Origin of the sequence: Veillonella montpellierensis DSM 17217 (genome assembly GCF_000426745.1) — a bacterium.
Lineage (GTDB): Bacteria > Bacillota > Negativicutes > Veillonellales > Veillonellaceae > Veillonella > Veillonella montpellierensis.
Genome location: NZ_KE384563.1, coordinates 101,782 through 122,588, shown reverse-complemented (window position 1 = coordinate 122,588; position 20,807 = coordinate 101,782). Strand labels below are relative to the sequence as shown.

Here is a 20,807-nt window from a genome sequence, read left to right as displayed (position 1 = left end):
TTATTTATAATCCTTTATCAGCAAATTGAACTGAATGCAAATATTGATATACTCCATTTGGTAATGCTAATAATTCTTCATGTGTCCCTTGTTCTACCAACTTTCCTTGCTGCAATACGATAATGCGATCCGCATTTTGAATGGTACTTAGCCGATGGGCAATGACAAAGGCCGTCCGTCCACGCATAAGTCTATCTAATGCTTCTTGTACTAATCTTTCACTTTCTGTATCAAGTGCCGAGGTCGCTTCATCTAGAATTAAAATTTTAGGATTTTTTAAAATGGCCCGCGCAATTGCCACCCGTTGCCGTTGACCACCAGACAACGAATTTCCTCGTTCTCCTACAATAGTGTCTAACCCATTAGGTAATTTCTGAGCAAATTCCATCACATTAGCCGCTTTTGCCGCTTCTACTATTTCTTCATCGGTAGCCGTTAAATTACCATATAAAATATTTTCCCAGATTGTCGTATTAAATAGCATCGTATCTTGCGGTACTAAGCCTATTTGCTCGCGCAAGGAGGTAAATGTAACATCTCGCACATCAATACCATCAATGCATACTCGGCCATTTGCCACATCATAGAAGCGAGGTAATAAATTAGCCAATGTTGTTTTCCCTGCCCCCGATGGGCCTACGATAGCCGTCACTTCACCAGGCTCTACATCTAAACAAAAATCTTGTAGCGCCATTTTTTCACCATCATAGGTGAAATCTACGTGATCAAACACCACATGCCCTTGAATTGGGGGCATAACGATAGCATTTTCTTTTTCCACTACATCTTCTGGTGTATCTAACGTTTCCAATACACGATCCCCAGCCGCCATAGCTTTTTGAATATTTCCATACACTTGACTTAATCGTTTGACTGGATTCGACAAGTTGATTGCATAAATCAAAAATGCAATTAATGAGCCTGCCGTTATGCTACCAGTTACAACGGAATATCCACCATACCAAAGAATTACTGTAATGGCAATGGCCGCTGAGAACTCTACCAACGGACTCAACAAGCTAGTTAGTTTCGTGGCCCTCATAACTGCTCTAAAGTTATTTTCATTTTCTGTAGTAAATCGCTTGATTTCATGGTCTTCATGAGCAAATGATTTAACCACGCGAATACCCGATAGTGTTTCTTGTAATAAAGAAGTAATATCCGCTGTTCTTCCTTGTACGTCATGACCAGCTAGGCGCAATCGCTTTCCAAATATATTAATAATACCTAATACCATTGGCACAGTAATTAACGTAACGAGTGTCAATTTCCAATCGATTAACAACATAGATACAAATGAACCAATCAATGTAACCGATTCGGTAACCATAGATACTAAATTTTCTACAATAGCCGATTGTAATGCCCCTACATCATTGGTTAAATTGCTCATAATCACGCCTGTTTTACGTCGGTCAAAGTAAGATAATGACATACGTTGTAAATGCTTAAACAAGGCTTCACGAATATCAATAATGACACGTTGTCCAATATAGGACATATTATAGGTTTGACCATAGGTAGCAAAACCGCGAAGTAAGAAAACAATTAAAATGGCGCCGACTATTAAATTCAACATCCACATTGCTTTTGCTTGTAACACTTCATCGACTACATTTTTAATCAACCAAGGTACGACAAGGTACGCTGCTGCTGCTACAATCATACAAAATACAGCAAATACCATGCGCCATCGATAGGGTTTCACAAAAACCACTAACCGTTTATAATTATTCATTTATGCTTCTCCTCGTGCTACTGTACTAATGAGTTGTGCCACTCGATTAACTGCACCTTCTTGACCTAATAATGATCGTACTCTATGTAATTCTTCTATCATATGCGTTCTATATACATCATCATATAACATAGGTTGTAAGGCTTTACTAATGTTATCTGGTGTCACATCCTGTTGTAACAATTCAGGAATAACCGATGTACCCGCTATAATATTAGGCAAACCTACAAACTGTACGTTAACTACCAGTTTTCCGATGCCATACGTAATTGGTGACAATCGATATAGTAATACGGTTGGTAATCCCATTAATGCTGTTTCTAACGTAGCTGTCCCAGAAGCCGCCACGCAAGCATCACAAATTTGCATAAGATCATACGTATATTCTTCTGTAACCTGTATAGGCACTGTATATTGGCTAATCACATGTTCTAATTCTTCTAGACTAATCGTATGTGCACGGGGTAAGAAAAAAGAAACTTCCCCTTGGGCAGCCATTGTTTCTGCAGCCTTTAGCATCGGTGGCAATAGGTTCATAATTTCTTGCTTACGACTACCCGGCATTAATAACACGCGTTTTCCCGTTGGTGATACAGAAAAATATTGTTTTGCCCTCTCTTTTGTCATGGTAGGTTTCACAATATCTAACAAAGGATGTCCTACAAATTCTACATCACAGTGAAATTCTTCATAGGCTTTTGCTTCAAATGGAAAAATAGAAGCAACTTTTGTTACATATTTTTTTATGTCCTTACCTCGACTTTTATGCCACGCCCATATAGTAGGAGCGATGTAGTATACCACTGGTATTCCTAAATCATGTGCCACTTTTGCTAATTTCATATTAAACCCTGGGTAGTCCACACAGACGAGAACATCGGGGCGCTGGTCTATCATAATTTGTCGCAAATAGGCACGAAGTTTAAAAAATTTAGGGAGGGCTTGTATAATTTCTACAAATCCTATGATGCCTAGATTTTTAATATCATATACAATGTTAACTCCTGCTTGTGCCATAAGCTGTCCACCCATACCGAACATAGTCACTGTAGGATCTAAGGCGGTAAGTGCGCTAGCTACTTTAGCTACATGCGTATCACCAGACGCTTCTCCAGCGGAAAACATCACTTTCATTTATGCATCCTTTCGTAAACTTTCTTCACTAACAGCACAAATCGTAATTCCTTTTTTATTGGCTAGTGCCAACACTTCTTCTTGTTCCACAAAAATAGTTCGACCTGCTTCAATGGCCAATACACGGCAATTACTTTCTATCATCGATTCCAATGTTCTACGACCAACCGCTGGTACATCAAATCGTACATCTTGATTTGGTTTAGCAGTTTTAACTACTACTGCATCGCCTCTTCCCAACGAGCCACCTCGCACAATGCAAGCATCGGTACCTTCGATTGCTTCGATAGCCATAGCCGCCTTATGTTTAACAACTACCGTTTGACCAATATCTAGCCCCCCCATCTGCTTTGCTAGGGTAAACCCAAAGCGAATGTCTTCCATTTGTTCTTTGGTTGGTCCTTTCTTGGTCAATACGCCTACCTTAGGAATCAGTGGTTGTAAATATACTGTTTGATCCACCACATGAAATCCTTCCGCCTCTAATTCGTCGACAATTGCTAACATAATCGTATCATCTTTTCGATTTCTCAAACGATTTAAAAGTTGTAAAGCCCGTAAATCTGGCATAGATAATCCTTTAAACAGTAGTTCTTTTGTTACCTTGCCCAGCATAGTTATGTCTACAACATTTTCTTTATGTAAGGTCTTCAAAATTTTATTCAATTTAGCTGCATTAATCTCATAATACTGATTGGCTTCCACAGCTAGTGCAGGATTAACTCCTGCCACAACGGCTACAACGACTACTTCATGTCCTAATGATTGGGCAGCCCTCATAAACTCTACTGGCAAAACGCCTATCCCTGCAATGAGTCCAACTCGAGACATTACATATTCCTCCTACTCTATGGTTATTTCTTATCGTCCTATTCTATAGTATAGATACATTTTATTGTACTATAAAATACCGATTAATTCAATTAAATCAAGGCTTAACAACCATTTTCATCGCGTCATCAATCTGCTAATCCAAGATTTTCATATCGATATATTTCATTCATTTCATGTCTTATACAATTATAAACAGAGTTACTCTCTCTTACCTATCAGCACACAGTGTCTCATAAAATAATTACAGATTTTGAGCATACTTATTAGCACATATGTGCCACATAGATACGTATTCTAAGAAAACTGGTTAACTTTTAAAGACATCTATGCTCTTAGTGTTATAACTTACTTCCTAGTTTGCATGTATTCTGTCATTTTTGCGTCTAATCCGTTCCATCCATGCAACGTTTTCCGTCTTTCTATAACTTCTCTCACCTTATCATGTTATCCAAATTAGTAAATACGTCATAAACATTGTATTGATTCCATCAGTACACATAAAAAAGGGGCTGTAATCTTACAGTCCCTCTTGTTACTACGACTTATGATCGGCGAGTACGCATAATACCACGATCAGCGTTCCGCAAAAAGCGCAATAAATTTTCTAATTCCACCGACGAATTAAGTTGTAATTCCATTTCTTCAATGGCACGAGTTAGTCCAAAGCCAGAGCGATAAATAATGCGAAAAGCTTGCTTTAAATCGCGACGAATTTCTTCAGAAATACCTGCCCGTGATAGGCCTACCGAATTTAAACCGATGACGCGAGCTGGTTGACCATCGGCAATCACATAAGGCGGTACATCTTGTACCACTTTTGCCATGCCACCAACCATCGCATTGCGTCCGATTTTTACAAATTGATGAATGCCTGCAAGTCCTCCAATAACAACGCGGTCTTCTACAATGGCGTGACCTGCTAATCCTGCGCAATTACTCATAATGACATGATTACCTACAATACAATTATGAGCCACATGCGTGCAAGCTTGAAACAAGCAATTATTACCTACTCGTGTTTCTTCACCTTCACCTGTAGCACGGCTAATCGTTACACATTCACGAATAACAGTATCATCGCCAATATTGCAATAGCTTTTTTCCCCTTTAAATTTTAAATCTTGTGGTTCTAAGCCGATAGCCGCATTCGGATAAATTTCACAGCGTTTACCAATAGTAGTCCAGCCACCAATCACAGCATTAGCCCCAATTTTTGTGTCTTCACCAATCACCACATGTTCGCCAATAACAGCTCCTGGTCCTACGATTATCCCTTTTTCTAATTTGGCATTTGGATGTATAACGGCCGTCGGATGTATATTAGAATCAGCATGTTCCATGCCTACTACTATCATAAATGTCAACTCCTTACTATCTAGTTCTCATTACTAATACTACTTGAACAGTAGATATAGTAATAACTATATGCTCATCTATTTCAAGAATTAACCTTTAGTTACCAAGGCAAACATATATTCACCACTAGCACATAATTTACCATCCACTAATGCACGACCTGCCACTTTCCCCATTTTTCCTTTAGTTTTCACAATTTCTGCTTCTAAACGAACCGTATCACCTGGTTTAACAGGATGGCGAAAACGTACTTTATCAATGCCTGTAAATACTGGTGTAAGTCCACGATTTTCTTCTGGATATAACAATGCTAATCCGCCGACTTGTGCGATAGCTTCGGTAATCAATACACCTGGCATAATTGGATTGCCTGGAAAGTGTCCTTGGAAGAAACCTTCATTAAATGTAGCATTTTTAATTCCCACTGCTCGTTTCATAGGTTCTAATTCGATAACCTTGTCCACTAATAACATCGGATAACGATGTGGTAAAATTTCCATAATTTCTTCGACAGTTAATATCATGGTTACTGGTCCTCCATAATTTCTTCCAAAATACTCCTAGATAATCGAGAGTTTAATTCATGGCTCGATTTCACGGCAATAATATGCCCCTGTATAGGGCCTAATAAATATAAGTCCCCTAAAATATCCAATATTTTATGTCGCACTAATTCATCTTCAAATTTAGGTACTGACAAACACTGTGTATCATCATAGACCAGTGCATTTTCTAAGGTGCCACCTTTTGCCAATCCCATGGCTTGCAACTGTTCTAATTCTCGCAAGAATCCAATCGTTCTCGCTGGGGCAATTTCTTTTTCAAAGGTAGCTGGAGTAATCTCAAAGTCCGCGTGCTGTGTCCCTAATAATGGATGTTGATTAATAGATGTAAAGGTAACACGTAGTCCATCATAAGGTACAATGGCAATAAATTTATCTGCATCATATACCGTATGTGCTCGTTTTACCGAATACACTAATCGCTTTATTTCTTGTTCTACTATGCCGGCCTCTTTAATTAATGATACGAAGGTAGCACTACCCCCATCTGCCACTGCAGGTTCAGGAGAGTTCATTTCAACGATACAATTATCAATTTCCATGGCATTAAAGGCAGCCATTACATGTTCAATGGTAAATACTTTAGCTAATCCATCTTCCAATGTAGTAGCTCTCATAGTATTCGTCACATATTGTATATTCGCCTTAACAGATGGGCATCCTTCTAAATCAGTCCGTACAAATAATATCCCTGTACGTTCTTTTGCAGGTTTAAACTCCATCGTAACAGGCGCACCACTATGAAGTCCGGCTCCCTTATACTGAATTGACTTTTTTAATGTCTTTTCATGCAGTATCATGAGGGCCTCCTTTCTAATATGTTTAATCACTAGTATAATCCAATATGTATTATACAGTATTCACCTAGTCTTTTACAAGAAAGGATTATATCATAGGATCAGGTGGTGTTTCAATTTTACCGGCATATTTGCGACGAGTCCATTTCCAACGATTATGAAGCCAAAACCAATCTTCTGGATATCGACGGATATGGTCTTCAATAATTTCATTTAACGCTACTGTTGTCACCACGATATCCCGTTTCTTATCGTCCGTATGCTCTGCATAGATCAGTGGGTCTACGTTAATAATATGTTTTTTTTCAAAACAATCATAGTGAATCGTTACTGGTATAATAGGACAATCTTGCATACGAGCCAATGAAGCGGCCCCTGTAGCCGTTAATGTTTCATAGCCAAATAGAGGTGCTAGAACACCTGTATGCGCAGGGTCCTGATCCATAAGTAAGCCGATAAATGAGCCTTTTTTTAATTCAGCGATCATTTCTCGAACCCCAGTTTTATACGTTACATGTTGATGCATAAGTGCTCGATATTCATTGATAAATCGATCGGCACCACCATCTTGTTGCATCGCTACAGAAATCAACGGATAGCCTTCCGACGCTAATACGCCACCAAGGAGTTCCCAGTTGCCACTATGTAGGGACAGAATGATAGCTCCTTTCCCTAATGCCAATGCATCATCTAAATGCTCACGTCCTTCAAATCGAATCATGTCTCTATATTGACCATCTTTAATTTCTGGAAATCGCAACACATCGATGATCATATTACCAAACCGAGTCGTACTAGCCTTAGCAATACGCGCAGCTTCTCGTTTATCTTCCGTAATACGACAAAACAAAATTTGAGCAATCGCCAATTTACGACGTTTAGGTGGTAAAAGTAACCAAATAATTTCCCCTAATAATGAGCCTAATGCATATTGCAAACTTGTGGGCAATATGCAAATAAAAGCACTTAATAGTTTCATAAACCTATACATAGAGTATTACTTATCCTCTTTCTTTGCTTTTAATTGTTCCACTTCTTTTTGTAATTGCTTAATCATTTTCGCCATTTCTGGTAGGCGATTTTCATAGGCTGCTACTTTCAGCCATTGTTTATGAGGTCGCATAGGAAATCCTGCATAAACACCATCGGATGGCACATTTCCTATAATCCCAGTTTTTGCGGCAAATGTAACATTATCGCCAATAGTTATATGCCCCGTACATCCAGTTTGTCCAGCAAATGTAACATGATTACCACATTTAGCACTACCAGCAATTCCCACTTGTGCAATGATGAAACAATCTTCCCCAATTTCAACATTATGACCCAAATGTACTAAATTATCAATTTTAGTGCCTCTACGAACCATGGTAGATCCCATAGTAGCATTATCAATACACGTGCAAGAACCCACTTCCACATCATCTTCTAATATAACATTACCCACTTGAGGAATGTGTCGATGTTTACCATTTTCAGTGGCAAAGCCAAACCCTTCTCCACCAATAACAGCATTAGCTCGTATAACGACACGCTGACCAAGCACACAGTTCTCATGAATGATAGCGCCTGTATAAATAGTCGTATCGTCTCCAATTCGACTATTATGTCCAATATATGTGTGAGGGTAAATAGTGACGTTATCACCGATAGTCACATTATCAGCAATGACCGCATAGGCACCAATCGCCACATTTTTTCCCATCTTTACATGATCGCCAATCACCGCCGTAGGATGCACCACGCGATCAATAATAACAGGTGGATGAAATAGTTCAAGAATACGGGCAAATGCCACTTTGGCATTAGGCACGACAATTTGTGTCATAGGTGCCTCTGGTATAGCCTTTTCTACGATAACAGCGCTCGCTTTCACTTGCGGTACATACTCTACATATTCACCAATAGCAAATGTAATTGTTCCTTCTACTGCTTGTTCTAAGCTTCGTGTATCATAGATAAGGGTATTTCCATCACCTACCACTCGTCCGCTAACAGCTTGCGCTAATGAATATATCGTGTGTTCCACCTAATATGCTCCTTTCTATTGACTATTATTGTGCTGGTTGACTATTCTCTGTAGAGCCCGTATCTGCTGGTGCTGTAGACGTCGATGCATCAGCTGCTGGCTTAGCTGTGCCAATCTTTTTTAATAATGCATCGGTTACATCTACACCACCGCCACCGACAGCATTTTTATCAACTACCACTGTTACACCTTGTTCTTTCGCCACTTCGCCGATATTGCGTTCCATATAGGTTTGTAAATCATTCTTCATAGCTTTTGCATAAATTTGGTATTCTTGATCTGCTGCCGCATAGGCTTTTTGAATTTCTTCTTGATTTTGAGAATCTTCCGCCGCTTTTATTTTTCCCATAATTTCTTGATGTTTTGCATTTAATTTCTGTGTGATTTCTTGACCTTTTGTACTTTCTGCAATCACTTTATTACTGTCAATATAACCAATTTTATCTTGGTGTCCACAGCCAGCCACAGATACTACACCCATCATCATGGCGCCTAAGATCATTAATTTGCTATAACGTTTATTCATCTATCTATACTCCTTTTATGTATCCTTGTAGGTAGCAATCAGTTCATCGGTAATATCTATACCCTTATTATTACTCACTTCATCAGTAAGAACAAGGTCAAGTCCTTTTTCTTGAGCTATAACCGCTACACGCATTTCAATATCTTCTAAAATTGCTTCATGTAAAGAATTTACTTCTGCTTCTTTGTCCTGTATTCGCTTAGTCCATTGACCACTCCATTCAACAGGTGATGGTAAATCGTTGTGACTCATAACCATACGAGCTTGTTCTTCTATATGACCATCACGCTTACGAATAAGTTCTGCACGCAAGGTGCTCGCATAGGCTTCTAGTTCCTGTTGTTTTTTTACTTGCATCGGTTTTAGTTCTGCGTCGACTTGCTCATGTATACGCTGTATATCACGTTCGATAGCCGGTCCTCTCTGTGCTAATAGTCGTTTCAGTTCTAATTCCTTAGCTGATTTTTCATCAGCGATTTGTTTAGCATCTTCTTGATTAAGAGGAACCCGTTGTACACGACTTACTAAATCTAATTGTAAATTAACAATGCGTAAATCAATGTCCGTTGCTGTCGATGTATGGTTTTGTAAATACTTAGCTAGCAAAGCTTGTCGTTGTCGCTGCATATCTGCATTTAACGTATCTTCTTTTACTTTAATTTTTGCTTGCAGTTCATCATTTAACGACTGTATAAAAGCAGAATCACTCGCAATCGCCGCCAACTGTGATGATTGTACATTCGCCTTGGCATTCAATGTGCCTTGCTCATTTACATATTGTTGTTTTAACTCTTCTAATTCATGCTTTGCCTGTATATATTCTTGATAGGATGGATTGATTTCGATAAGTTTATCCAGATGAACAATGCCGACTTTAGTAACAGAAGAAGCGGTAGGCTCATGGTGTACTAAAAAATGTCGAATTCCGTAACCTCCTAACAGAGCGCCTACTACGATAAGGCCTACTAGAATCCAACGATATGTACGTCGCACACAATCCCTCCCCTCTATCATTCATATGTGTAAGTTAAGCGATGAAATCATAGCTATACAATTTCTGTATGTCTGCTAGATTCCATCGCTCACAATATACATTATTTTTTTATATTATTTACTAGCATCACTAGAAAGTTTTTTACTTACCTGTTCAGTTACATCTACGCCACCATATAACACAGCACGTTTATCCAAAATAACTGTTAATCCTTTTGCTTCTGCTACTGATTTAGAGGCCTCTGCCACTTTATCTTGCAAGCCTTTTTGAATTTCTTCTTGTTTTGCTTGCATTTTATCCCTAAACTGAGCACTTAGTTTTTGTTTACCCTGATCGTCTAAGTTAGCAGATTGTTGTTCGAACTCTGTCTTTAATTGATTTTGATAGTCAGAAAATTCTTTTTCCGCATTAGTTACTAGAGGACTATCATTAGTCAATAGTTTAGATTGATCAATGACACCGATATTACTTTCTGACGCCGCATAGGCAGGTGCTGCCATCTGCGTGTACGCTAATGCACCAATACCGATAATAAAAATAGCTGCTACTACTACAGAAATAACTTTTACGTTGGCTTTATTGCCCAACAATCGCATCATACTACATGCCCTTCTTTCTTAACCATACTTTTCTATTAGAATTGTGTACCAAAGCTAAAATGGAATTTTTTATCATGTTTCCCAATACCATAATCAAGTTTCACTGGTCCAATTGGCGTAATAACACGAACACCGGCACCAAAGGAGTATTCAAAACTCTTTGTATCCTTATACCAGATTATATTAGATGTATCCCACGCACTACCGATATCAGTAAATAATACACCACTTACTTTTTTAATAATAGGGAAACGATATTCTAATGTAGCATTGTACATTTTTTTACCGCGAAGTTGATCATCTTCATAGCCACGCAATGAATCGGCACCACCCAAGGTAAATAATTGAGAGTATGGACTACTTCCTTGAATCCAACCGATACGACCACGAAGTGCAATCACTTGTGATTTTCTTACTTTATGGTAGAAACGTGCTTCACCAGTGAATTTCCAGAAATTAAAGTTCCCCCCTAGGACACGCGTAGCCCACTGCACTGCTGCCGATAAACGCTTACCTTGTGTAGCATCATACACATTGTCACGAGAGTCAAAAATTTTCTGCCATGTAATACTATTCGTGCGGCCAAAATTTTTACCCACATAATTCATATCTTTAAACATGAACCCTCGGTTAGGCACATGCGTAGTTTCAGTTTCTTGTGGCCCACCGTTTTTAGTATAAATAAAACCATTCGCGCTGTTACTCTTAGGGTCAAATATATACTTATCGTCACGACTTTCTAGCGTTAAATAATCTCGTGTGTATTCTCCCGTTTGACGGCCTAAGGATATATTAAATCCTGTTGTTTTCTTATTATATTCTGCAACAGCTGCGCCTTTTGCATCATAGTCATTGTATTCATTCGTACGACTAAACACATTCACACCTAACGATGTTGCTTTATCATCTAGCCATGGATGTAAATAGGAGATTTGATAATTTTTGTATTTATTAGATCCCCCATATTCCCAATGAAGTTTAACTTTATCGCCTGTACCACGTAAATTATCTTCCCCTAATTCTAAAATGCCTGTTAACCCATCTGATTCTGAATAACCAGCACCAATAGTAACAGTTCCTGTTTTACGTTCTAGTACATCTGTTTCAAGGATAACTTTTGATGGATCGCTACCTTCTAACAATCGAACATTAACATCATCAAAAAATCCTAGGTTGTACACTTTTTCTACCGACCGGCGTACTAAGAATTTATTGAAAGGCTTGCCCTTTTTTTGATTGAATTCACGAGTAATAACTTTCGTTCTCGTTTTCTTATTACCAGCAGTCGTAATATCTTCCACAATACCTTCTACAATGCCTACATGTAGAGTGCCTTGTTTATCCACATGAATGCCTGATACATGAGCTAACATATAGCCATCACGATTATAGGCTGCATTAATACCTTGTATTTTTTCGCCCACTGTAACCGTATTAAGAATGTTACCTGGCTCTAACGCCATATAATTAGTTAAGGCTTCATCTGTGTAAATAGTGTTTCCTTCAAAAGCAACACTGTGTACGATAGGGTTTGATGTTACTTTGTAAGTAATCTTAACACCTTCTGGTATCACCGTTATAATCGGATTTACTTCCGAAAATATACCTCGATTGCCGATAGATACTATATCATTCTTTACACCATCAATACTAAGGGCATCACCAATTTTTTGATGCAACCCAGCAACCAATTCCTGCTCTGCTTCTTGAGTAACCCCATCTATGGAAAAAGAAGCTATTGTTTTTCCCACATACGGTGTTAACAATTCATCCGTCACCGCCGAGATATATTTTGCTTGTACGCCTACAACTTTTGTAGAGGCAGCCTCCATTTTTGCTTTTTCCAAATCAGTCTTACCTGTTGTTTTAGCAATAACCGCCACTTCTGTATCTGCTGTAGATAAAGCAGAATTATCAACCGTTACATTAGCTGGCTTTCCATCGATTGGCGTTACATTGCCACGAGCTTCAGTAATAGCCGCCATGACATCCACATTATTTAATGCTTTATGATCTGTTGTTGTATCCACACTTGGTACATGATCACTGGATGGTGTAGCGGCCCATGCGGTTCCCGCCCCCATCAATGTTGATACCACAGCAACTGCCAACACGTTCTTGTAGGCTCTTTTTTTAAGCATCTATGCAAATCCTCCTAAATTTTAACATATAGTAACATACTATATTCTATCATAATAACTATTAGTAAGCCTCAATGAATGATATCTTAATCTTTTACATTATAGCACATCCCTATTCCATTGGGAACATTCTCACTTCATATAATTCACAATTCTCGATAACTCATAGTTTTATCTGCCCCATGTATTCCATGTCATCATGGCTTGCTAGCTACAAAATCGCTATTTCACAAACTTTCCTAGAATCCATATTATACCAGATTGTATATCACCAATTCATAGGACCTATATAGCATTTCATATAGTATATACACATTCTATGAAGTACAAATGATTTCTACAATTCTAGCACCTTTTAAAATTCTTTACTCCACTTCATGCCTACAAATCGATTCTTATCAGAGTTAGTCCATGCGCTAATCGCAAAATGTTTCGACACATCATATTGTATACTGTAGGAATAGTTATCATTGTTAATGCCGCGACTATATTTAAGATATACATTAGGAATAATATATTTACCGATTTCCAAATTATAAAAACCAGCCACGTCTTTATCATCTTCTTTCTGAAATCCCATAGCCCCATTTGTAATCGAGAACGTATCGAGTCCTGTAATATCTCGCACTGTATTTTCTACATATCCAAAGGCAAACATTTGCAATCCCTCTGATAATAAGAAATCCGCATCATCTCGCCCTACCCCTCTTGTAATTCCTCGATCATGGCCGAAGGTCAACAATGATACAATCTGATTCTGTGTCAATGTCGGTTTTGCCGACAAATTCATTTTCAATGCATCAACCGTACCATCTACTTTCATAAAAATTTGATAATTAGACCTGTCTGTACTTGCTTCCATATAGAGCTGAGGCAATAAAGAATTATTTCCGAAATTAGCCATGCCTTTATTGATGGTAAAGCGATTATTTAAATATTTAACACTGCCCCGTTTAACCGTAAACTGACCATCGGAGCGCGGTTCTACTAATGTACCTCCAAAGTGTACATCCCCAGTAACCAACATATCGTATAAAACTGGATCGTAGAGGCGCACTTTATCGCCTGCATGAACACTTACATCAAGGGCTATATTAGATGTAGCAGTGTCACTGGTCAACGTGAGAGGAACCTTAATAGTTGTATGTTCTAGATTAATATCGCCTTTTACTACAGGGCCATCATCTGTCTTAGTTATATATAATTCCCCATTCAATGGACCTTTTATATATTCATTTACCACATCTAATTTATCAAGCTGAATACCGCCCGTATAGGCTGTTAAGGTTCTACCCATCCAATCAATGTGTCCCGTAGCACCCATGTTGCCTTTCCCCATGGTGCCTTCCATTTGAAAGTCTCCAGTTCTACCTTTACATACAAGGTTAGCATTAATATTCGCTAAATCATTAGCTACATTTTTTATGTGTAAGGAGCCATTAGTAATACTAAGGGAACCATTCACTTCTGGTTGTTCATAGGAACCAGTTACATGTAAGGTGCCTTTTAACTTACCGTTTCCTTTTGTAAACAAAGAGGAACTAAGTGGTAATACTGCCAAATCAGCATCATTCATATCAAGCATCATATCAATTCCCTCTGCATCTCCCGGAGAGAGATACTCACTCGTATATAATGCATGAAGTGGCACTTTGCCATAGGCTTTTACTTTATACGGTCCTTTTTGTAGTACCATCTGATTCACATGAATCACTTTATTTTCCATCGTTGCCAACGCATAGGCCCGATCAATGCCTATCTGCTGATATGATGCATTTTGTATTTCCCCAGAAAATTCCATATGCGGATTCTTGGTTTGTCCCGTTATATTAGTAATCATACTAATCGTGCCAGTTAGATCAAGTGGTGACTGACTGAGTAATGGTGCTATATACGCTGCATCAACATCTTTCATAGCAATTTGCAGATTCGATTCACCACGCAAGTCGGCTTGTCCTCCTACAGCCAACATACCTTTGCCAATAGGCAACGATAATTTCTTTATTTTACATATATGGTTCGATAATCCCACATCAATCGTAGCATTACCAACTAGCCTATCACCGAAGGTAACATGATCTACCGTTCCCCACACGGTAAGAGACGGATTTTCTACGGTGCCGCCTACGTCAATCGTGCCGGATAATTTCCCGCCGACCCGTTCTAACGGTTGCCCTACCATTGAAGCTATACGCGAAATATTACCATTTTGTACTATCGCTTTTCCAAATATATGATTTTTCTCTATCGCATCTCCTAATGTCATACCCCCAGTAGCATGATAGTAACCTGTAGTTTCATCGCCGAAAGAGATATCTTCCACATGCACCACAGTAGGATCCACATGAATCTGTCCCACCATATTAGAAAGAGCCGTGTTTTCTATCATCAACGACCGTGATTTTACAGTTCCCTCAAAAATAGGTTTTTCCATAGTACCACTTACGGTGCCCTCTATCGCAATTTTTCCATCCACATCCACTGACGTGCGAGGTAAGAAACGCCCTATATCAATCGCATCTCCCAATAAATTAATATGTAATTTGTCTTTGCTAGCTATACCGTCAACAAAAATTTTTGATCCATACGCATCTATTATGCCATCGTATACAGTGATTTTCCCTTGTTCATAACCGTATGTAGTACGTGCATCGGTAATCAACTTACCATATAGAGAGCCTTCCCACATATGAGCGTATCCATCTACTTTTGGTGAACGTAAAGTGCCTGTAATATGATTATTCATCGATAACCAACCTGTCATTGGTATATCTGTAAATGGTGATATAAGGTTTTCAATTCTCACATTGTCTGTGTCTAAGCGCATATCAATCGATTGCGTACCAGTTAGGCCTATAGTGCCTGTTACGCTATGAGATCCAGTTGCATCTAACAAATCTCCTTTTTCTACATGGAGCACGTGGTCCTTGACGAAGAGATCTAATTTAGCACGTTCATAACGAGTTTGATCAACGCCAATATCATTGGCAGACAGTTTCGCTTGTATAGATGGATTATCTACAGTACCCGTCCAAGTCCCTGTAATGGTACCCGTTCCAGCCAATTGATGTCCTGTCATCTTACTAGCTATAGAAAGCGGTAGATTGTGACCGGTGAAATTCATATGAGCCTCTCCATAATTCCAAGTGCCATAGCCAGTAATCGCTCCATTATCTATAGTTCCATTTAGATATGTCAATGTATAGGCATTAGGAGATCCCTCAAATCTAGCATCCACTGTATCGAAAGTAAAAGAATCATACGATATATCATCTCCATGTAAGGTACCATTTATGTAAGTAAGCTGTCCATCTCGACCTGTTACCATAACATGACCATTCACTATGCCCGTTACATCATAGCCAGTGATATCTTGCAACTTTGACAAATCTAATGATTTTCCCACAGCAGCCACAGAAAATTCACTTGTATCCGTATGATACGTAGCGTCGACTTCGACTAATCCATTGCCTATAGACGCTTGCCCATTAATGACTTTCAATACATGATTATCATACATAACATCTGCCGATAATCGATCTAATCCTATACCCTCATATTGTATAGAATCAGATGTAATATGCCCATCTACAGTCGGCGAGACTGTAGTGCCACCAATATGTAGTGTCCCATCCACTAATCCATGAATCGGCCTATCCACGAATTGTGCTACATCAAAATGAGTGGTATACACATTAAGATTCAATGCACTATTCGCCGTATCTTGCAGCGTAATCACTCCATCGAGTCCAATAGCTTGATCGTTAACACTACCTTTTGTGTTTGAAAGAATAATCTTCTGATCATCTAGTCGCACATGAGCATGTACATCATGAATCCTATAGGTAGTGTCATATACAGCATCTACATCATTAAGCACTACAGAACCATATAATTTTAAATTATTATTAGTTCGTACTGCATGTACAGCTATATCACCGAGTGAACCGCGCTTTACGCTAAGCGGTATGGTATCACCAATAAAATCATTGACATACGCACTGTGAATACTATCGCCCTTAATCGATATATCAAAATCCTTAGCATCATTCATAGTGATAGTTCCACGTACTGTAATAGGTTTGTTATCCAGCGTAGCTTTTACTGCCCCATCTATGATTGGCATATTCGACAAATCAACGCCACCACTGACATTGGTTACATCATAGGCATGTCCTTGTAGGGGCTTGATGTGAACATGCATAGTATCAAACAATATGCGTCCTCTGAAATCCGACGATGTATCCTCATCATTGGAACGTATAATATGTGTTACATTCCAGGAAGAGTCCTTTTCTTGCCAAATTTGTAGATCTCCATCAGAAATAGTAACTGTAGAGATAAGAGCGATCATCGTTTTCTTGCCTTGTATAATATCAATGATCATGCTTGGCGATAATGCGACTTGAATATCCTTAACACTCATAATTTCTTGTTTCTTTGCGTCTTGTATACGTGCATTATCTATATGAACCTGTCCACGCCAATCAAGTCGTAAACTGTCATAGGTAACAATCCCATTTACAGCGGTATTTAATTGTTCTTGCACTAATGGTGTTACATATACTTCTAGTGCTGGCTTTGCTATCGTAATGCCCCCTGTTAACGTCAAGATAGCAGCCACTGCTAGAGCGATGGAGCGTGTATTTCCTAGTTTCATATTATCACACACCTTTATTAACACCTTATATCACTATGCAATCCTCTACGATGAATGCATTTATTTCATACATATACCTTACATGACATTTCTAGTCATAGATTTCTTATCTTTATCGTTATGATTGTCTATACTCCAAATTTTTAACTGACCTAGTTCCAACAATCATTATAATCATCATTATCTTTTATTGTACTATATATAGTGCGTAGTGACTATCACGGAATATTATTTTTTATCACTGCCAATACAAATTGGAATCTTCATAAGCTAAAAGGTGATACGTCAGTCCATGTACATCACCTAGTCACTATCCCGAAAAGCGTTACAGTTATATATCATCCTATACTCTATTATACTATGACCGACTTACAAAATGTGTAGATAAAAATATAGATGACAACCATTCGTATCGTACTTCTACCTTCTATGTGTGCTAATACGACTTAACCATGTCTAATCGAGTTACGTCACATGTGAGTGCTATAATCAATTATTTTCTCCATCTGCTGAGTTCTTTATCATAGTAGCCTTATCAAGGTGTTCCCATCTCCAGATACATACCTACACAAAAGACTATTACCATAGTTATCCATGGCAATAGTCTTTTTAGTATATCTATTCTGCTATAGAGCATTTGTCACGCCACTCTATCTACATGTTATGAGAACGAATTAAATCTGCTCCGTTAGCCACTCGAGTCTCTACAGGAATGCCAATTGCTTGTTCCAATGTAGCTACACTAACGTTATAGTCATACAATGCATCTACATAGCGATTTCGTGCATTTGCTAATTCTGTTTCTGCATCTAATACATCTATATTGGTTCCCACACCAGCCCGATATCGTAAAGAGGCAATACGGAAGTTTTCTTGTCCTTCTTCGACAGCTGTTTTAGTACTGCTTATCATTTGCTCTGTAGAACGCATAGTAAGATAGGCTTGTTGCACGCCTAACAAAATAGAATCAATGGTAGCTAAATTGTGTTCCTTTACTTGTTCCAACATAGCTTTTCGTTGTGCCACAATCGCATCACTAGCACCGCCATCCCAAAGATTCCAACTAGCCTGTCCTGCAATATGCCATCCTGTATGATGATCCGTCCCAGTCAAACTGTTTTGACTCTTAAAACTATCTCCCACATTTAGATATACAGCTGGCAATTTTCCCGCTTTAGCAGCATGAATTGCTTCTTCTGCAGCTTTTACTTGCATCGTTGACTGAACTAGTATAGCTCGATGTGCTAAGGCATAGGCTTTAGCATCGTCTAAGGTCACTTCATATGGTCGATATGTCATCTCTTGATCGGTAGTATCAATATGCACCTGTACAGGAATCGCCAATACCATGTTCAATGCCGCTTCTGCCAAATCTGCACCTTGTTGTGCCTGTACTAGATTAGTTTTCGCCTTTTCTAATCTGGTTTTTGAAGCCAACACATCAGAACTTGCTACAATACCTACATTATATTGAGCTGTCACATTCGATAAATGACCTTCATAATCTCGCAAAGCTTGTTGTGCTATATTGATCTTATTTCTTGCTTTTATCAGTCCATAATAATCTGTAACGGCCTTTAATTTAGCTGCTTGTTTTGCTTCTACCACTGCAGCTTGTGCCCCTTCCCGTTGATATCGTGCACCAGCAAGAGCTGATTCTATCTTGCCGCCGGTATACAGAGGAACCTGTATATCCAAGGTATGACTAGCTGCCATATCAATAGGTTGCACATCCGTCGTCTGCATTTTGCTAGCTTTATATTGGTAGGTAACTACAGGATTTTTTGCTGCCCCTTGCACACGTACACCCGCTTTTGCCGCTTCATAAGACCAGTTTGCTTCTTTAATAGAGCGATTATTTTGAAGGGTCCATGCGACAGCACGATTTTCATCCAAAGTAACCACCTGAGGGATTGCCTTGTCGCTTATTACTTTATCAGCTACCACTTGTTGTGTTATGTGTAACGCCTTCTCTTGGTAATCTTCTAAACTTGTATGATTTCTAGGCGCTGCCAATGCACTAGTGGTCATTATCGATAATATAAGTGCCAATGTGGCCGCTTTCTTATGCACATTCATCATCTCCATTTCACTTAAAATACATGTTTAACACCAAAATAGTTTCCTCCTAGGGGATCACTATAGGGCCTTGTAATTTGTATAATACCATACGTATCATCAAACAATTTATATTCGCTACGAATCCGATACCGTTGATGATTAAGATTAATCATCGCCGCCGAAATGGAAAAAGGAGTACCTACACCATAATCGAGACTTGCACCTAAGTCGCCTTCAAATAAACCACCTCGAAGCAACCATCGGTCAGTTAAGAATTTACCATAATTGGCATTCAATGATGTGTTATCGCCTATGTTAAAAGCACCTATCTCGAGCATTCCATTTCTTAAAAATAGTCTTGCATTACCATTTACTCCATATCTATGATTATGAGAATTATATAGCAATTCTACAGAATTTTCTGACCACATGGTTCCACGATTCTGCGTATTCATGTGTTCACCTTCATCACTAGTCGCTGTGGTAGAATCCTTATACACACTGCCTCCAGTCAATTGATTAATCCGCTTAGAAATTTGTGCCGTATTATGTAATGTTTCCTTAATATCGCGCTGTGCTTGTGGATCATCCACTATGGAAGACATAGAACGCGCCATTGTATTTACAGTATCTGTAGTATCTTTTAGATTATCTAATATTTGTCGCATCTGCTGTCCAGCTTGTCCATCATGATCAAATTGTGTCGCTGTCCGATTTAATTCCGTTGTTAAAGAATTTACATTACGAGTGACTTCAACCATATTCGAAGTAATCTGATTGATATTTCCTGAATTTTGTGCCAGTGCGCTATTCATCTGTGCCGTTAACATAGCCATATTATCAGCTATCGTCGATGTCGTGCGCAATGTATCTCGCAAAGCGCCTTGTGTTTCGTGATCGCCAATGATGCCATTAATAGCTTTTAATGTCTTATCGCTACTGTCAATTAAATTTTCCACTTTTTTAAAAGCACGCTTCATATCATCTACGTGGCCATTAAAATGATCGCCATCATGAAAATACGTCGTCGCCTTTCCTGGTTGTACTTGTATGAATTTATCGCCCAAAATGCTATCGGACTCAATTGTGAATGTAGAATCTGTCGGTATCAGCGTTTTTTTATCTACCGTCATCGTAATCACAACACCTGAAGTACCAATATCAACTCGGTCAATTTTACCGATACGCACGCCAGAATAATTGACGGCACTTCCTGCTTGTAATCCTGATGCATTAGAAAACGTTCCCACTAATGTCATCTGTGGTTCATGGAATAATGACACACGCCCTACAAACAATATGGTCACAATCAATAATACAATGCCTGCTAATGTAAAGATACCTACTTTAGCTTCTGTTGTCATCGGCACGAATG

Annotated in this window: 15 protein-coding genes; all 15 read right to left on the bottom strand. The window is 38.8% G+C overall.

Annotation, left to right across the window (positions count from 1 at the left end; genetic code table 11):
- Positions 1-4: 4 nt before the first annotated feature.
- The 15 genes from msbA to K357_RS0107595 all read right to left on the bottom strand — a co-directional run bounded on the left by msbA (position 5) and on the right by K357_RS0107595 (position 20,796).
- Complete coding sequence (msbA, locus tag K357_RS0107665; RefSeq protein ID WP_028258164.1) at positions 5-1,738, bottom strand: lipid A export permease/ATP-binding protein MsbA; 1,734 nt, start codon at positions 1,736-1,738, stop codon at positions 5-7.
- Positions 1,739-2,872, bottom strand: a complete 1,134-nt coding sequence (gene lpxB, locus K357_RS0107660) for a lipid-A-disaccharide synthase (RefSeq protein WP_028258163.1) — start codon at positions 2,870-2,872, stop codon at positions 1,739-1,741.
- Positions 2,873-3,703, bottom strand: coding sequence for an LpxI family protein (locus K357_RS0107655; protein ID WP_028258162.1), 831 nt, complete (start codon positions 3,701-3,703; stop codon positions 2,873-2,875).
- A 545-nt stretch (positions 3,704-4,248) separates the two neighbouring features.
- Positions 4,249-5,061 carry an acyl-ACP--UDP-N-acetylglucosamine O-acyltransferase gene (gene lpxA / locus K357_RS0107650; protein ID WP_028258161.1) on the bottom strand — a complete coding sequence of 271 codons (813 nt, stop codon included), beginning with the start codon at positions 5,059-5,061 and terminating at the stop codon, positions 4,249-4,251.
- Positions 5,062-5,151: 90 nt separating this feature from the next.
- Entirely contained in the window at positions 5,152-5,586 is a 435-nt protein-coding gene (gene fabZ, locus K357_RS0107645; protein ID WP_028258160.1) for a 3-hydroxyacyl-ACP dehydratase FabZ, read from the bottom strand.
- 2 nt (positions 5,587-5,588) lie between these two features.
- Positions 5,589-6,425, bottom strand: a complete 837-nt coding sequence (lpxC, locus tag K357_RS0107640) for a UDP-3-O-acyl-N-acetylglucosamine deacetylase (RefSeq protein ID WP_028258159.1) — start codon at positions 6,423-6,425, stop codon at positions 5,589-5,591.
- An 85-nt stretch (positions 6,426-6,510) separates the two neighbouring features.
- The gene (locus K357_RS0107635; protein WP_028258158.1) at positions 6,511-7,413 is read right to left on the bottom strand and encodes a lysophospholipid acyltransferase family protein; all 903 of its coding nucleotides are present in this window, start codon (positions 7,411-7,413) and stop codon (positions 6,511-6,513) included.
- Positions 7,414-7,419: 6 nt separating this feature from the next.
- Positions 7,420-8,451: a UDP-3-O-(3-hydroxymyristoyl)glucosamine N-acyltransferase gene (gene lpxD, locus K357_RS0107630; protein WP_028258157.1), complete on the bottom strand. Its 1,032-nt coding sequence runs from the start codon at positions 8,449-8,451 to the stop codon at positions 7,420-7,422.
- A gap of 25 nt (positions 8,452-8,476) precedes the next feature.
- A complete protein-coding gene (locus K357_RS0107625; protein WP_028258156.1) occupies positions 8,477-8,977 on the bottom strand; it encodes an OmpH/Skp family outer membrane protein in 501 nt (166 codons plus the stop codon).
- A 15-nt stretch (positions 8,978-8,992) separates the two neighbouring features.
- On the bottom strand, positions 8,993-9,970 hold the full coding sequence (locus K357_RS0107620; RefSeq protein WP_028258155.1) for an OmpH/Skp family outer membrane protein: 978 nt from the start codon (positions 9,968-9,970) through the stop codon (positions 8,993-8,995).
- Between the two features lie 114 nt (positions 9,971-10,084).
- Complete coding sequence (locus K357_RS0107615) at positions 10,085-10,570, bottom strand: OmpH/Skp family outer membrane protein (RefSeq protein WP_028258154.1); 486 nt, start codon at positions 10,568-10,570, stop codon at positions 10,085-10,087.
- Positions 10,571-10,605: 35 nt separating this feature from the next.
- Positions 10,606-12,711, bottom strand: a complete 2,106-nt coding sequence (locus K357_RS0107610; protein WP_028258153.1) for a BamA/OMP85 family outer membrane protein — start codon at positions 12,709-12,711, stop codon at positions 10,606-10,608.
- 355 nt (positions 12,712-13,066) lie between these two features.
- Positions 13,067-17,371, bottom strand: a complete 4,305-nt coding sequence (locus K357_RS0107605; RefSeq protein ID WP_028258152.1) for a translocation/assembly module TamB domain-containing protein — start codon at positions 17,369-17,371, stop codon at positions 13,067-13,069.
- Between the two features lie 654 nt (positions 17,372-18,025).
- Complete coding sequence (locus tag K357_RS0107600; protein ID WP_162138916.1) at positions 18,026-19,453, bottom strand: TolC family protein; 1,428 nt, start codon at positions 19,451-19,453, stop codon at positions 18,026-18,028.
- Between the two features lie 11 nt (positions 19,454-19,464).
- Positions 19,465-20,796, bottom strand: coding sequence for an MlaD family protein (locus K357_RS0107595; RefSeq protein WP_038113944.1), 1,332 nt, complete (start codon positions 20,794-20,796; stop codon positions 19,465-19,467).
- Positions 20,797-20,807: the final 11 nt, after the last annotated feature.